This is a genomic window from Marinoscillum pacificum (assembly GCF_024714495.1).
GTDB lineage: Bacteria > Bacteroidota > Bacteroidia > Cytophagales > Cyclobacteriaceae > Marinoscillum > Marinoscillum pacificum.
This window is the reverse complement of the sequence record NZ_JAMZMJ010000001.1, coordinates 1,040,426-1,055,357: the sequence shown is the minus strand read 5'-3', so window position 1 is coordinate 1,055,357 and position 14,932 is coordinate 1,040,426. Positions and strand designations below refer to the sequence as shown.

Genomic DNA, 14,932 nt, shown 5'->3' with positions numbered 1-14,932 from the left:
ATAAAATGAAACGTTTAGGAATTCTTAAATACCTGAGTGTTTTCACTCTGCCCATTTTAGCCTACATTTCTTTTAACAGTACTGGTTTCTTGACCTTCCTTCCGGTTATTGAGGCATTCTTTTTTATTCCTTTATTAGAGTTGTTTTTCAAGCCGAATAACGCCAACCATAAGGAAGAGGAGGAAAGTGAATTACTCCAAAATCGGTTATTCGATTGGTTGGTCTACCTAGTCGTCCCGATTCAGTTTGTAAGTCTTTGGTTGTTTTTGAATTCCCTACAACATCCAGACTTGGATGCAGTATCCATTATTGGACGAACAGCCTCCATGGGATTGCTGTGCGGAGTAATGGGGATCAATGTTGCTCATGAGCTCGGACACCGAAAGCATAAATATGAGCAGCTGATGGCCAAAATGCTTTTGATGACCTCATTGTATATGCACTTTTTTATAGAGCATAATCGAGGACACCATAAAAACGTTTCTACAGATGAGGATCCGTCATCAGCACGCCTAGGCGAGTCTTTGTATGCTTTTTGGTTTAGGTCAATTATCAATGCATATCTGTCTGCATGGAGATTAGAATATGATCGACTAAAAAAGAAAGGTTATGGGAAACTTTCTTGGCGCAATGAAATGTTGCTATTTCAGATAACGCAATTGATGTTTGTTGCGTTAATATACTGGTACTTTGGTTGGGTGATCGCAATTTACTTTGTTTTAGCTGCGATCATCGGATTCGTGTTGCTTGAGACGGTTAATTATATCGAGCATTATGGATTATCCAGAGATAAGAAGGGAGATCGCTATGAGCGTGTCATGCCGGCACATTCGTGGAACTCCGATCATGTGATTGGGAGAATGATGTTGTTTGAGTTGTCCAGGCACTCAGATCATCATTATAAGGCAAGTAGGAAGTATCAAATATTGAGGCATATGGATGAGAGTCCTCAAATGCCTACCGGATATCCTGGTATGATGATATTAGCGACGATACCTCCAATATGGTTCAGAATTATGAATGAAAGGATTGCGAATTTTAAGAAATCGTTGTGTTAATTACGTATTTGTTAAAAAAGATAACAATCCTTTGAAAATCAGATGATTATTTACTTTACTTTGTATAAATATTCACAATCGTTACCGTTTAAAAATGTCTGCAGAAAAAATGGAAAAAGTATTAATCGAAGCTAAAGACAAGTTGACACAACTTGGTATTGAAGAACAACTGGTTTCAGAAATCGAGTGGTGTCTTGGAAGTTACGCGCATGACCACAATCCTGCTGGTCTATTTGAAAAAGGAGCGGAAGCTCAAACTGCTCTAGAGAGTTTTAAGAAGGATAATCCAAGAAAAGTGTCAAAGAAATTGTTGGATGATCTTAGTAAGGCCATTAGTGCTCAGTAAATAAGACATGATATTCAATAAAAAAGGCCCGAATTTCGGGCCTTTTTTCATTTCTTATTTTCTCGGAACCAGATGTTTATCTGCAATTGATCGTAAATAACTCCTTTTAGTCATAATAGCTGGATCAGAATAAATATAGGCCGATAGGTCACCTACCACACCAGGTTTGTATCCCAGGGCAATAGCGAGCCTTTCACAGAATTCAATTTCACTTTGGTAGATTTTTCCATCTACTTTCATTAGTTGAATCACATTGAATAAATAATCAAATTTTTCATCAGGCGGTAAATCTTTCAAATTTGGAATTGGCTTGGGATTATCCATTATCAATTCCACATCTTCCGTGCTGAGGCCATTTCCCTCACCTATTTTATGAATAAGCTTGCTTTCTTCTTCAGCAAGAAATTTATCAGCCATTGAAAGATGAACCAGTATACTTAATTGTTCTTCTACAGGTAACATGGTTGTGAAGATAGTTCAAAAATTGAAATTCAATTCCTACTTAGTCTCCAAAATAGAAACTGATTAAATCTACGAATAAAAATCATGGTAAGAAGTCTTTTGGATTGCTTTATTTGATCTAATAATCGGGCAATTCCATTTTTTTCAGAATAATTTATTGAAAGGCTTGGATTTACAACAGATACGATGCTACATTAGCGGCATGAAAACAATGAACACATACTACTGGTGGCACATAGATCTTAGCAGACTGTGAACAGTAGAGGTATGTGAATAATAATATTAACATCAAGAAACCCGCTGATCACAGCGGGTTTTTTTTTGATCTATACTTTACTATGGAAAACCAATTTAAGTTGAAAATACGGAAGAAAAAGCTGCTGGCGGATACCATTACGCCAGTTGGCCTATATCTGAAAATCCGTGACAAGTACGCGAAATCCTTCCTTTTGGAGAGTTCTGACTATCATGGAGGGGAAAATGCATTTAGTTATATCTGCTGTGATCCTCTGGCTAATTTTAAGTTGGAAAATCTTCAGTTGGAAATGTCATTTCCAGATGGAAGTACCGAAAAGAAAGAGCTTCAATCTGCTACAGTTCTACCTGCTTTGAGATCTTTTCTGGAGCATTTCAGTGTAGAAGATGAAGAGGTTAAGCACATACAGACAGGATTGTTTGGTTATATGGCGTATGATGCTGTTCAGTTCTATGAAGACATTACGTTCAGTAATGTAAAAACTGAATCAGCGCAAATACCTCAGATTCAGTACTGCGTATTCAAATACATTATTGCTTTAGATCACTTCAAAAATGAGTGTCATTTAATAGAGTGCTACACTGAGGAGCCAGATGATGCTTCATTTAATGATCTATTGAATGTTTTGTCTCAGCGAAATATTCCATCATTTAGCTTTAATAAATCAACCGAAACCTCATCAAACTTTACGGATGAAGAGTTTTTGGAAAGAGTAAAGCAAGGAATCAAGCATTGTGACATAGGAGACGTGTTCCAGGTAGTATTTTCCAGACAGTTTAGTACCGGATTTAAAGGCGATGAATTCCAGGTTTACAGAGCCTTGAGATCTATAAATCCATCACCATACTTATTTTATTTCGATTATGGTAGCTACAAGATCTTTGGTTCTTCACCAGAGGCACAGATTGTGGTAAAAGATCGAGAAGCAGTTATCTACCCCATTGCTGGAACCTTCAAACGAACTGGCGATGACGCAGCAGACGCGGAATTGGCTAAAAAGCTTCTTGAAGATCCGAAAGAAAACTCTGAACACATCATGTTAGTCGATCTGGCTAGAAATGATCTGAGCAAGAGTTCTGATCAGGTGAAAGTTGAGACTTATAAAGAAGTGCAATACTATTCCCATGTAATTCACTTGGTTTCAAAGGTGACTGGTAAACTACGTCCTGAGTCAGATCCATTAGAAATTGTTGCGAGCACCTTCCCTGCAGGAACATTGTCGGGCGCACCAAAATACCGAGCTATGGAGTTGATTGATGAAAATGAAAACATCGCTCGTGGATTTTATGGTGGAGCAATTGGTTTCATGGACTTCAAAGGTAATTTCAATCATGCCATTATGATCAGAACATTCTTGAGTAAGGCAAATAAATTGTTCTTCCAGGCAGGGGCAGGAATCGTGTCCAAGTCCGACCCAAAGAGTGAAGTGCAGGAAGTATATAATAAGTTGGCAGCCCTTGAGTCTGCTATGAAAATGGCTGAAAACATCAACGATTAATGAAGAAGGTATTAGTTATCGATAATTACGATTCGTTCACGTACAACCTCGTGCATATACTTCGAGAGTTAGGTCTGGAGAATGAATTGGAAGTACACCGCAACGATAAAATTACGGTGGATTATGTGGCTGACTTTGAAAGAATACTATTGTCTCCAGGCCCTGGATTGCCAAAAGATGCAGGCATCATGCCGGAGGTAATCAAGCGCTATAGCGATTCTAAGAGCATTTTGGGAGTATGCTTAGGACATCAAGGTATATCTGAGTCCTTTGGAGCAGAGTTATTCAACTTACCAACTGTATTTCATGGAGTAGCTACCAAAACGGTTTTGACGGATGAGTCTGATGTTCTTTTTGAAGGACTTCCTGGCGAATTCAATGTATGTCGATATCACAGCTGGGCAGTAACTCCTGCAGGATTACCAGATTGCCTGAAAGTAACGGCAACAGACGAGTCTGGAAATATTATGGCTATCAAACATGCTGAATATAAAGTGCGAGGTGTGCAGTTTCACCCTGAATCCATCATGACTGAGCACGGTATTCAAATGATTGATAACTGGTTAAAAGAACAACTCTAATCAACAGCTATAGATGAAAGAAGTACTCAATAAATTATTTAAGTATCAATCTCTGAGTAAGGACGAGGCATTTACCATTTTGTCAAATCTGGCTACAGGTCAATATAACAATAGTCAAATGGCTGCCTTTATGACGGTCTATTTGATGAGATCCATTACTGTGGAGGAGTTGGAAGGTTTCCGTGATGCGATGTTGGAGCTTTGCGTGAAGGTGCCAGGTGAAAATTATGATGCCATTGACCTTTGTGGTACTGGTGGGGATGGTAAAAACACCTTCAACATCTCTACGCTATCATCATTTGTGGTGGCAGGAGCTGGTCAAAACGTGGTAAAACATGGAAACTACGGTGTGTCTTCAGTTAGTGGATCATCCAACGTACTGGAAAGCATGGGAGCCAAGTTCTCCAATGATGTGGATCAGATAAAGAAGAGCATAGAGCAATCAGGAATTTGTTTCTTACATGCTCCTTTATTCCACCCTGCCATGAAAAATGTAGGGCCAGTTCGAAGAGAGCTTGGTATCAAGACCTTCTTTAATATGCTTGGGCCAATGGTAAATCCAGCATTCCCCAAGAATCAATTGGTAGGAGTATTTAGTCTGGAGTTGGCAAGACTTTATGGATATCTCTATCAAAATACGGATAAGAACTTCATGATTGTGCATTCTTTGGACGGATACGATGAAGTTTCATTAACTGGTGGATTTAAGATCATCTCTCGAAATGAAGAGGCGGTATATGAGCCAGAGGATATAGGTCTAAAGCGTCTGACTCAGGAGCAGCTTCACGGTGGAGATACTGTTGAGGATTCTGCGAAGATCTTCCGGCAGGTACTTAATAATGAAGGAACAGAAGCCCAAGAGCAGGCGATATTGGCTAACGCTGGTTTGGCAATAGCAACAGGAAAACAAATTTCAATTCAACAAGGAATTGAGCAGGCGAGAGAGTCTCTGAACTCAGGAAAAGCCTTAGAATCATTCAAAAACTTTTTAGCAGTGAATCAATAATGAGTATTCTAGATCAAATTATTGCAGATAAGAAAGTAGAAGTAGAGCAACGCAAAAGTCTCTACCCAGTGAAGTTATTGGAGCAAAGTACCTATTTCTCCAGTAAAGCAGTTTCACTGAAAAAATATATCAGAAGAGAAGATAAGGTTGGAATTATTGCGGAGTTCAAGCGTCAATCGCCTTCTAAAGGAATCATCAATTCAAGTGCAAAAGTTGAGAAGACGACTATTGGGTACATGCAGGCTGGAGCTTCAGGGTTGTCCGTTCTTACTGATTCGAAATACTTCGGTGGTAAAAATGAAGATTTGATTACAGCACGTAGTTTCAACTTCTGCCCAATTCTTAGAAAAGACTTCATTGTAGATGAGTATCAAATCATTGAAGCTAAATCAATAGGAGCAGATGTGATTTTATTAATTGCAGCAGCGCTAACACCAGAGCAAGTGAAGTCACTTGGTGCTTTTGCTCAGTCTTTAGGGCTGGAAGTGCTGTTGGAAGTACACAATAAAGAAGAGTTGGAAAGTACTCTTAATCCACACATTGATTTATTAGGAGTAAATAACAGAAATCTGTCCACGTTTGAAACAACTATTCAAACATCTAAGGATCTGGCAGAACTCATTCCGAATGACTTTGTGAAAGTTTCTGAAAGTGGAATTAATGATCCTGCGGTAGTTGTGGATCTGATGAGCCATGGATTCGAAGGTTTCTTAATAGGAGAGTACTTCATGCAAAAAGGTAGTCCTGAAAAAGCGTGTAGAGACTTTGTAAAACAGATCAAACTGCAAAGTTCTAAGGTTTAATTTAACCGCAGAGAAGCATAGAAATCGGAGTTCTGACTGGCCAAATTGAATAGTTTATGGAAATCAATGATATCACCAACATTATTATAGGATCTGCAATCAAGGTGCATTCAGAATTAGGTCCGGGTCTTCTTGAATCTGCATATAGTGAATGTCTTGCGTTCGAGTTAGGTGAGGTTGGATTGAAAGTAGAAAGAGAGAAAGCGATGCCAGTGGTATATAAAGGAATTCAGTTGGAATGTGGTTATCGAATTGATTTATTACTTGAGGACAAGGTTGTTGTGGAATTGAAGGCGGTTAAAGGTATTGAAGATGTTCATTTAGCTCAAATTCTCACTTATTTGAAACTAGCAAATTGTAAAATCGGTTTGCTGATAAATTTTAATGAATACAGAGTTAAAGATGGTATCAGAAGGTTGATCAATAAATACTATCAAGATAAATAGAATTTAAACATGTAGAACATTCCTCTCTGAGGACTCAGGGGCTCAGCGGTTAAGAAAAAAAATGAAACTGAAAGTTTGTGGCATGCGGGAGTCGGATAATATCCGGGAGTTGATGGAGGTGAAGCCAGATTTTATGGGAATGATCTTCTATCCAAAAAGTGCGAGATATGTGGAAGAGTCACCACAGACAGATCTGGATGTTGCGACAGTTGGGGTTTTTGTCAATGAATCGACTGAAGTCATTAAGGAGAAATCAAAAAAGTTTGGTTTTGAAATGGTTCAATTGCATGGTAGTGAGTCAGTTGAACAGGCAAAGGAATTGAAGCAATTAGGTTTTACAGTGATCAAAGTATTTGGGGTAATGGATCAGCTTCCACTCGAAGATATGAAACCTTATGAATCAACAGTGGATTACTTCTTGTTTGATACCAAAACACCACAGCATGGAGGTAGCGGACAAAAATTTGATTGGAGTATTCTGGAATCGTATGATTTGGAAAAGCCTTTCTTTCTAAGTGGAGGCATAGATTTAGAAGATCTGGAATCCATCAAAGCATTAAACATTCCTCAGCTTTATGCAGTGGATATCAACAGCCGATTTGAAATAGCACCGGCTGTGAAAGACATACAAAAGATTAAATCATTTAAGCATCAATTATGAGCGAAGTGAAATCAAAATATTTAGTAGACGAAAGGGGCTACTTTGGAAAATTTGGAGGAGCATACATTCCTGAAATGTTGTATCCAAACGTGGAGGAATTGAAGAATGCGTATTTGGAAATCATGAATTCTGATGCGTTTCAAAAGGACTTTCAAAAATTGCTTAAGGATTATGTTGGTAGACCTACACCACTATATTTCGCTGGCAGATTGTCTGAGCAATATGGGGCTAAAATCTATTTGAAGAGGGAAGACTTGTGCCACACTGGAGCGCATAAAGTGAACAATACCATTGGTCAGATACTTTTAGCACAAGCACTTGGTAAAAAACGAATAATTGCTGAGACTGGTGCTGGTCAGCATGGTGTGGCTACAGCTACTGTTTGTGCGCTGATGGGACTTGAGTGTACGGTATACATGGGTGAAATTGATATGGCTCGTCAGAAGCCAAACGTTGAGCGCATGAAGATTTTGGGTGCTGAGGTGAGACCAGCTACTAGTGGAAGTAAGACACTTAAGGATGCGACCAATGAGGCAATGCGGCATTGGATCAATCATCCTCAAGACACGCATTACATTATCGGTTCTGTGGTTGGACCACATCCATATCCCGATTTGGTAGCACGCTTTCAGTCGGTAATCAGCGAAGAGATTAAATGGCAATTGAAAGAGCATGAAGGACAAGAAAACCCAGATTATGTGATTGCTTGTGTTGGCGGTGGAAGTAATGCTGCGGGTGCTTTCTATCATTATTTAGATGATGAAGCGGTGAAGTTAGTGGCAGTGGAAGCAGCTGGTCTAGGAAACGAAACTGGTAAATCTGCAGCTACAACTGCTCTAGGTCGTGAGGGCGTATTGCATGGAAGTAGAAGTATTTTGATGCAAACGGATGATGGTCAGGTTGTTGAGCCATATAGTATTTCTGCAGGGTTGGATTACCCGGGGATAGGGCCTTTTCACGCGCACTTGTTTGATACCGGAAGAGCCAAATTCGTTGGGGCAACCGACGAGGAGGCAATGATCTCAGGAGTACAACTCAGCAAATTGGAAGGAATTATACCAGCAGTAGAAAGTGCACATGCTCTGGCTGCTTTGGATAAAGTGGAGTTGAAAGAAACTGACATTGTTGTTGTGAACTTGTCGGGTCGAGGTGATAAAGACTTGGAGACCTATATCAAATGGGGGAAATATTAATATAGACCATAGAAATTAGTTTATAGTCCAAAGTAAGTGAATCATGGGCTATCGACTATGGACTATTAACTAAAAGACTAAAATAATGAATCGAATAGATCAGGCATTTATAGATAAAAAAGATCGGTTACTCAATGTGTATTTCACAGCTGGTTACCCAAATCTGGAAGACACACTTTCTATTGCTAAAGCATTAGACGAGGGCGGGGCAGATTTGATTGAAATTGGCTTGCCTTTCTCTGATCCTGTAGCAGATGGGCCGACCATTCAAGCGAGCTCTACTGTAGCACTGGAAAATGGAATGACACTTAATAGGTTATTTGACCAGTTAGCAACTTTACGTGAGCATGTCAAAGTGCCTGTATTGCTAATGGGATACATCAACCCCGTCTTGCAATATGGTTTTGAGGCTTTCTGTGCCAAATGTGCAGAGGTAGGAATAGATGGGTTGATTCTTCCAGACTTACCCATGTATGAGTATGAAGTGATGTATCAATCGGTGTTGGAGAAGTATGGATTGTATAATGTTTTTCTAATTACTCCACAAACTTCAGAAGAACGTATCCAAAAGATTGACTCTTTGAGTAAAGGGTTTATTTACATGGTTTCTTCGGCAAGTACAACAGGAGCAAAATCAGGCATCTCTACCGAGCAAATCAGCTACTTCCAAAAAATAAAGTCAATGGGCTTGAAAAATAAGCGATTGATTGGTTTTGGTATCTCTGACAATGAGTCATTTAGCAAAGCCTGTGAGTATGCAGATGGAGCCATTATCGGAAGTGCATTTATTAAACTAATGGAGGAGAATTCCTCATCAGAAAATATTAAAAACTACATTCAACAAGTTAAATCACCTGTATCATGATTATTCAGCTTGAACCCACTATTACTGCTGAGCAGCGCGAAGCATTAAAAGCACAAGTCTCGGCACTTAAATACAAAACCAATGACGTAAAAACTCAAAAAGGAGAGTACATCATCGGTATTGGTAAGGAAAAATTTGATGTTCGAAACATCGGTCATCTGGAAGGAATCAAAGACATTCATATTGTGTCAGATGACTTCAAACTGGTTTCTAGAAAGTGGAAGGTTAACAGAACCGTAATCGACCTTGGTGATGGCGTATTGATCGGAGATGGAAATTTTGCGATGATGGCTGGGCCATGTAGCATCGAAGGTGAAGAGAATATTGAAAAGACTATTAATCACCTGAAAGAGAATGGGTTGAGGATTATGCGAGGAGGCGTTTATAAGCCTAGAAGTTCTCCTTACTCTTTCCGTGGAATGGGAATAGACGGCCTGAAGATGTGGTACAAAGCCGCAAAAGAAGCTGGGATCAAAATCGTAACAGAAGTGATGCAGGTTTCTCAGATAGAGGAGATGTACGACTATGTGGATGTATACCAGGTTGGTGCTCGAAATACGCAGAATTTCAATTTATTGGATGAGCTGGGAAGAGTTGATAAGCCAGTGATGATCAAACGTGGTATTTCTGGTACAATTGATGAATTGTTATATAGTGCAGAATACGTGTTTGCAGGAGGTAACGAGCGTTTGTTATTGTGTGAACGAGGTATCAGAACGTATGAAAAAGCATCAAGAAATACCTTCGACATCAATGCCATTCCTATCTTAAAAGAGAAGACGCATTTACCTGTAATCGCTGATCCTAGTCATGGAATTGGTATCAGGGATCATGTGGAGCCAGTAGCTTTGGCAGCAACAGTAGCAGGAGCAGATGGCGTAATTTTCGAGATACATGATAAACCTGAAAAGGCGTTTTCTGACGGTCAGCAAACGTTAGATTACGAAGAGTCAGCAAGACTCATACGAAAAATGAGAGCGCTGCAAGAGCTTTACTAAAAGTCCATACTTTCAAGCGGAATTTGAATAACGATTTCACATCCATTTTTGGGGGAGCTTTTGATTTCAATATCTCCCTCAAACATTTTTACTCTTCGCTCCATATTGCTAATCCCAATTCCTTTGAGACTGGAGTTGAGGTCAAACCCAATTCCATTGTCGCTTGTTTTAAGAAGTAAGGATAATCGCTTTACAGTCAGTTCAATATCGATTTTGGAGGCTTTAGAGTGTTTGTGAATATTGCTAAGCTGTTCCTGAACTATGCGGTACAGGTTCATTTTCACCTCATTGGGAATGAACGCTTCAGGATCAATTTCAATGTCAAGATTCGTTTCGAACTCATCATTATAGTTCATCTCCTTCAGTAAATCTTTTATTGATTCTTCGATAGCGAGATATCCCAAATCAGAAGGAGCGAGCTGATGTGACAATCTTCGAATTTCGTTTATGGCTCGTTTGGTCAGTTCGATGCTTGTTTCTGCTGCAGTAGGGTCAGATGATCTTTCTTTGACGTAATTCAGGTTCATTAATGCTGCAATTAACACCTGAATGGCATTGTCATGCAATTCTCGGCCAATTTCGAATCGCTCGGTTTCCTGGGTGCTTATGATTGCTCTATTAATAGATTGCTCAGCCAATACTTTTTCAGAAATATCTCTACAGACGCCAATGACGGAATACACATTCCGATCTTTGTCTGGCAAGATGATAGCATGAATCTCAATGTATCGGATTTCTTCCGAGAAAGGAACAACCCGAACATGCGTATGAAGAAGGCGCTTCTTGAGAAGATCCTGGTTATTGATGAAATCGAAATTGTGAACATCTCGTGGGTGTAAACAGTCCAGCCATGACTGAAATTTCTTGTCGAAATCGGAAGGGTCTACATCAAAAATTTCATACATGTATTCATTCCAATCAAGCTGATCAGACTCCAGGTTCCAGTCAAATATGCCCAGTTTAGCCGATGTAGTGGCCAGGGATAACCTATTGGTTATATCTTGAAGTTCATCCTCAGCATTTTTCTGAAGGGTAATGTCTTGCATGGCTCCAACCATTCTAATTGGCATTCTCTTTTCATCATAAATGATCTGAGACCTATCCAATATCACACGATACTCTTCTTCATGATTTAAAAAACGATATTCTTCTGTCACCGTGCTCTTATTGTCAAATAAAGCTTCAGCCATATTTGATCGTACACGTTCTCTATCTTCTGGATGAATTCTCGTAAAGAACATTTCGTCTGTTAATTCAACTTCATTGTTTTTGATGTTGAATAATTTGAGATAGTTTTTGTTTCCTGTGATCGTATTGCCACGTATATCCCAGTCCCAAACGGCATCATTGGTGGCTTTAGAAATCAATTCATATCGATCATTAGAATTACGAACATCTTCCTCGTGCTTCTTACGCTCAGTGATGTTTTGAATAGTACCTTCCAAACTGCAGAAGCGGCCGTTTTCATCAATTATTGGACTAGTGTGAACGGTGAAATACCGCATTTCATCATTAGGAGTAAAAAATCGAAATTCAGCCTCACCGGGTTCAAGTGTTTTGACAATACGCTTTCGCTCTTTTTCGAGTACTTCCAAATCTTTTCGATGTATCCTTGAGGCAAATTCAAGATGTGGCATTGGTCCATCATTCTTGTTTCTACCACATAGCTCATACATTTCGTCAGACCAATAGTATTTTTCATCATACCAGTTCCATTCCCAATAACCGATTTGAGCAATTTCTTGAGCTGTCTTTAAAAGCTTAGTTGATGATTTAAGTGTGTCTTGCATGTCCACTAAATCTGAAATATCAGTAGACAGTCCTACTATGCACGTTTGGCCTTTGTATTTAATTCTTTTACCGGAAACTTTTTGGGGAATCTTTTTGCCAGACTTTGTTAACAAATGTGCCTGTACTTGCGCCTCACCAAGTGCATAAACCTCCTGGATTTTTGATAGCACCAGTTCACGTTCTTCTTCTGGGAAAAATGATAATGCACCCATCGCTTTAATTTCATCATCAGTATACTCAGACATAGAGGACATTTGATGATTCCATAACAGCATTTCACCTTTTTCATTGAAGAGGTAAAATTGGCCAGGCATGCTGTTGATCACTGTAATTGCAAAATCTTCTTCTCTTAATTGATGTTCTGGTGTTTCAGTTACCAGAATGTAGCTTCTATAACTATGATGATCAGAACTGATTTGGGTATAATCAATGGAAATGAACTTTCCATTCAGGTTGGTGCCTTGATGTCTTCCTTCCGCTAATGCAGGATTCTTGGAATCACTTTTGATGTTGATAAGGTCTGCTAGTGGTAATTTTTGATTTTTGGAAAGGGCAAAAATTTCTTCTGCCATTGAGTTGAAATCTATGACTTCATCTTGCTGGCCGATGATTAAAACACCGAAGGAATTACTTTGAAAAATTGCAGGAAAACCCTCCACCAAATAACTCATACTAACCCAACTATATCAATCTTTAATTTACAGGATACATTTCAAAAATGCTTAGAGATAACCAATGACTTTGATGAATTTAGTTGGATAACGACAATTGCCAGTTAAATGAAGTTTAATAAACGTTTTGCTGAAGCAGAATAATTGATTTTTAGGCCATGCTAGAGTCGATAGTGGTTATCTTTGCGGCTTTCTAAATTTGATTAGATAACCCTTTATGAAACAGATTTACGGCAATTACACGAAGGAGGATTTTGAAGTATGGCAGATCCTCTACAAGCGTCAGATGGGGAACCTTCCAACTGCTGCCAGTACTGCCTATCTGGAGGGGTTGAATAAAGTGAATTTTGTAGAAGATGCTATTCCAAAATTCGATGAAACGAACGAAGTACTTCAGCAGTTGACAGGTTGGAAATTGGCTGTTGTTCCAGGTATTGTACCGGATTATACATTCTTCGAGTTGATGTCCAATAAACGTTTTCCAGCGACCACCTGGTTAAGGAAAATGAAAGAACTGGATTACCTGGAAGAGCCTGACATGTTTCATGATGTTTTTGCTCATGTACCATTATTGAGTAATCAGTCTTTCGTGGATTTTTTGGAAGCATTGAGCAATATCGGTTTGCAATATGTCGGCAATGATTATGCGATTGAAATACTTTCTCGAGTGTACTGGTTTACGGTGGAGTTTGGATTGATTCAGGAAGAAGCTGGTCTGAGAATCTACGGAGCTGGTATTTTATCAAGTGCCGGTGAAACCAAGTTTTCGCTGAGTGAAGAGCCTCCAAAATATTCGTTTGATGTGCAGGTAATTGCCAATACGCCATACAAAAAGAATGTTTTTCAGGATCGTTACTTTGTGATTGAATCCTATGAACAGCTGTATAACAGCATCCCGGAAGTAAAGAGAATTTTGGCTGAGATGGTAGCCGAGCACGAAGGAAAAGTGGTAACTGTCTAATGAAAGTAGCAATAGTTAAATACAATGCTGGGAATGTTCAGTCATTGACATTTGCATTGAATAGACTGGGTGTTGAACCCATTTTGTCAGATGATCCTGAATTTCTTCAGTCTGCAGATAAAGTGATATTTCCTGGACAAGGAGAGGCTAGCTCTGCAATGAAAAGCCTGAAAGAAAAAGGGTTGGATCAGGTATTGAAATCTCTAAATCAGCCTTTCTTAGGTGTATGCCTGGGCATGCAGCTGATGTGTGAGTCATCTGAAGAAAATGATACGGAATGTCTTGGAATCATACCTCAAAAAGTACTTCGATTTGATTCTTCTGAAGTAAAAGTTCCTCACATGGGTTGGAATGATATTCATCAATTGAAGTCTCCAATCATGAACGGAATCAGTGAAGGAGATTATTTGTATTTCGTTCATAGCTACTATGTGCCCGTTTGTGAAGAGACCGTCGCGGTAGCTGAATATCCAATGGCATTCAGTGCAGCATTGAACAAGAATAATTACTATGCCATACAGCCACACCCCGAAAAGAGTGCTGAGGCAGGAATGAAACTTTTAGACAATTTCTTAAAGCTTTAACATGCATATCATACCTGCAATAGACATCATAGGGGGTAAATGTGTTCGCCTAACCAAAGGCGATTACAACCAAAAGAAAGAGTATTCTGACAATCCGGCTGCAGTAGCTAAAGCATTTGAAGATGCAGGCATTCAACGATTGCATGTAGTTGATTTGGATGGAGCTAAAGCAAAGAATGTCGTTAATTTAGAAACCTTACAATCGATCACTTCTTCAACCAATTTGACTGTTGATTTTGGAGGAGGTGTGAAGACTAGAAAGGATCTGGAGAAGGTTTTAGAAGCAGGTGCTAAGCAAGTTACCGCTGGGAGCATTGCTGCGAACAACCGTGAAGAAGTCAAAAGCTGGATCGAAGAGTACGGAGCTGAAAAAATCATTTTAGGCGCAGATGTGCTGGATGAAAAAGTGATGGTTTCAGGATGGCAGGAGTCTTCAGATCTTGATTTGATGGAGTATCTGGAGTATTACCTTCAGCTTGGAATTGAATACGTGATTTGTACCGATATCAGCAAAGATGGAGTGCTTCAGGGGCCATCTTTTGAGCTGTATCAGAAAATATTGGGTGAGTTTCCTGAACTGAAATTGATAGCTAGTGGAGGAGTGTCTGGAAAATCGGATCTGATCCAATTGAAAGAACAGGGACTTTACGGAGCTATAGTCGGTAAAGCTTTTTATGAAGGACATATAACTTTGGAAGAGCTGGCATCAATATGATTGAATGTCGATAAACCAGAGCCTATTAAACGATAGA

General features: G+C 39.3%; 16 protein-coding genes. 14 read left to right on the top strand and 2 right to left on the bottom strand.

Annotated elements, in window-relative coordinates; translation table 11 throughout:
• The first annotated feature begins 5 nt into the window (after positions 1-5).
• Positions 6-1,058: an alkane 1-monooxygenase gene (locus NXS00_RS04525; protein WP_258097924.1), complete on the top strand. Its 1,053-nt coding sequence runs from the start codon at positions 6-8 to the stop codon at positions 1,056-1,058.
• Between the two features lie 109 nt (positions 1,059-1,167).
• Positions 1,168-1,404: a hypothetical protein gene (locus tag NXS00_RS04520; RefSeq protein ID WP_258097923.1), complete on the top strand. Its 237-nt coding sequence runs from the start codon at positions 1,168-1,170 to the stop codon at positions 1,402-1,404.
• A 54-nt stretch (positions 1,405-1,458) separates the two neighbouring features.
• On the opposite strand, the gene NXS00_RS04515 is transcribed toward NXS00_RS04520, so the two are convergent.
• Positions 1,459-1,866: a tellurite resistance TerB family protein gene (locus tag NXS00_RS04515; protein WP_258097922.1), complete on the bottom strand. Its 408-nt coding sequence runs from the start codon at positions 1,864-1,866 to the stop codon at positions 1,459-1,461.
• A gap of 338 nt (positions 1,867-2,204) precedes the next feature.
• On the opposite strand from NXS00_RS04515, the gene NXS00_RS04510 reads away from it, so the two are divergent.
• The 9 genes from NXS00_RS04510 to aroF all read left to right on the top strand — a co-directional run bounded on the left by NXS00_RS04510 (position 2,205) and on the right by aroF (position 10,173).
• Positions 2,205-3,620 (top strand): anthranilate synthase component I family protein, encoded by a 1,416-nt coding sequence (locus tag NXS00_RS04510; RefSeq protein WP_258097921.1) that lies wholly within the window; start codon positions 2,205-2,207, stop codon positions 3,618-3,620.
• On the top strand, positions 3,620-4,201 hold the full coding sequence (locus tag NXS00_RS04505) for an anthranilate synthase component II (RefSeq protein WP_258097920.1): 582 nt from the start codon (positions 3,620-3,622) through the stop codon (positions 4,199-4,201). The genes NXS00_RS04510 and NXS00_RS04505 overlap by 1 nt, the downstream gene beginning before the upstream one ends.
• Before the next feature lie 13 nt (positions 4,202-4,214).
• The gene (gene trpD / locus NXS00_RS04500) at positions 4,215-5,207 is read left to right on the top strand and encodes an anthranilate phosphoribosyltransferase (RefSeq protein ID WP_258097919.1); all 993 of its coding nucleotides are present in this window, start codon (positions 4,215-4,217) and stop codon (positions 5,205-5,207) included.
• Positions 5,207-6,010 carry an indole-3-glycerol phosphate synthase TrpC gene (gene trpC / locus NXS00_RS04495; RefSeq protein WP_258097918.1) on the top strand — a complete coding sequence of 268 codons (804 nt, stop codon included), beginning with the start codon at positions 5,207-5,209 and terminating at the stop codon, positions 6,008-6,010. Before trpD ends, trpC begins: the two co-directional genes overlap by 1 nt.
• 56 nt (positions 6,011-6,066) lie before the next feature.
• Positions 6,067-6,456 carry a GxxExxY protein gene (locus NXS00_RS04490; RefSeq protein ID WP_258097917.1) on the top strand — a complete coding sequence of 130 codons (390 nt, stop codon included), beginning with the start codon at positions 6,067-6,069 and terminating at the stop codon, positions 6,454-6,456.
• 61 nt (positions 6,457-6,517) lie between these two features.
• The gene (locus tag NXS00_RS04485; RefSeq protein ID WP_258097916.1) at positions 6,518-7,117 is read left to right on the top strand and encodes a phosphoribosylanthranilate isomerase; all 600 of its coding nucleotides are present in this window, start codon (positions 6,518-6,520) and stop codon (positions 7,115-7,117) included.
• A complete protein-coding gene (gene trpB, locus NXS00_RS04480) occupies positions 7,114-8,310 on the top strand; it encodes a tryptophan synthase subunit beta (RefSeq protein ID WP_258097915.1) in 1,197 nt (398 codons plus the stop codon). Before NXS00_RS04485 ends, trpB begins: the two co-directional genes overlap by 4 nt.
• Before the next feature lie 85 nt (positions 8,311-8,395).
• Positions 8,396-9,175, top strand: coding sequence for a tryptophan synthase subunit alpha (trpA, locus tag NXS00_RS04475; RefSeq protein WP_258097914.1), 780 nt, complete (start codon positions 8,396-8,398; stop codon positions 9,173-9,175).
• The gene (gene aroF / locus NXS00_RS04470) at positions 9,172-10,173 is read left to right on the top strand and encodes a 3-deoxy-7-phosphoheptulonate synthase (RefSeq protein WP_258097913.1); all 1,002 of its coding nucleotides are present in this window, start codon (positions 9,172-9,174) and stop codon (positions 10,171-10,173) included. The genes trpA and aroF overlap by 4 nt, the downstream gene beginning before the upstream one ends.
• Here the strand turns inward: aroF and NXS00_RS04465 are convergent.
• Positions 10,170-12,536, bottom strand: a complete 2,367-nt coding sequence (locus NXS00_RS04465) for a PAS domain-containing protein (RefSeq protein ID WP_258097912.1) — start codon at positions 12,534-12,536, stop codon at positions 10,170-10,172. The genes aroF and NXS00_RS04465 overlap by 4 nt on opposite strands.
• A gap of 316 nt (positions 12,537-12,852) precedes the next feature.
• Here NXS00_RS04465 and NXS00_RS04460 point away from each other — a divergent pair, with 316 nt between their 5' ends.
• From NXS00_RS04460 to hisA, 3 genes are read left to right on the top strand one after another with little or no spacing between them, the layout of a single operon-like run.
• Positions 12,853-13,596: a phenylalanine 4-monooxygenase gene (locus NXS00_RS04460; RefSeq protein WP_258097911.1), complete on the top strand. Its 744-nt coding sequence runs from the start codon at positions 12,853-12,855 to the stop codon at positions 13,594-13,596.
• Positions 13,596-14,180: an imidazole glycerol phosphate synthase subunit HisH gene (hisH, locus tag NXS00_RS04455; protein WP_258097910.1), complete on the top strand. Its 585-nt coding sequence runs from the start codon at positions 13,596-13,598 to the stop codon at positions 14,178-14,180. The genes NXS00_RS04460 and hisH overlap by 1 nt, the downstream gene beginning before the upstream one ends.
• Before the next feature lies 1 nt (position 14,181).
• Positions 14,182-14,895 carry a 1-(5-phosphoribosyl)-5-[(5-phosphoribosylamino)methylideneamino]imidazole-4-carboxamide isomerase gene (gene hisA, locus NXS00_RS04450; RefSeq protein WP_258097909.1) on the top strand — a complete coding sequence of 238 codons (714 nt, stop codon included), beginning with the start codon at positions 14,182-14,184 and terminating at the stop codon, positions 14,893-14,895.
• Positions 14,896-14,932 lie beyond the last annotated feature (37 nt).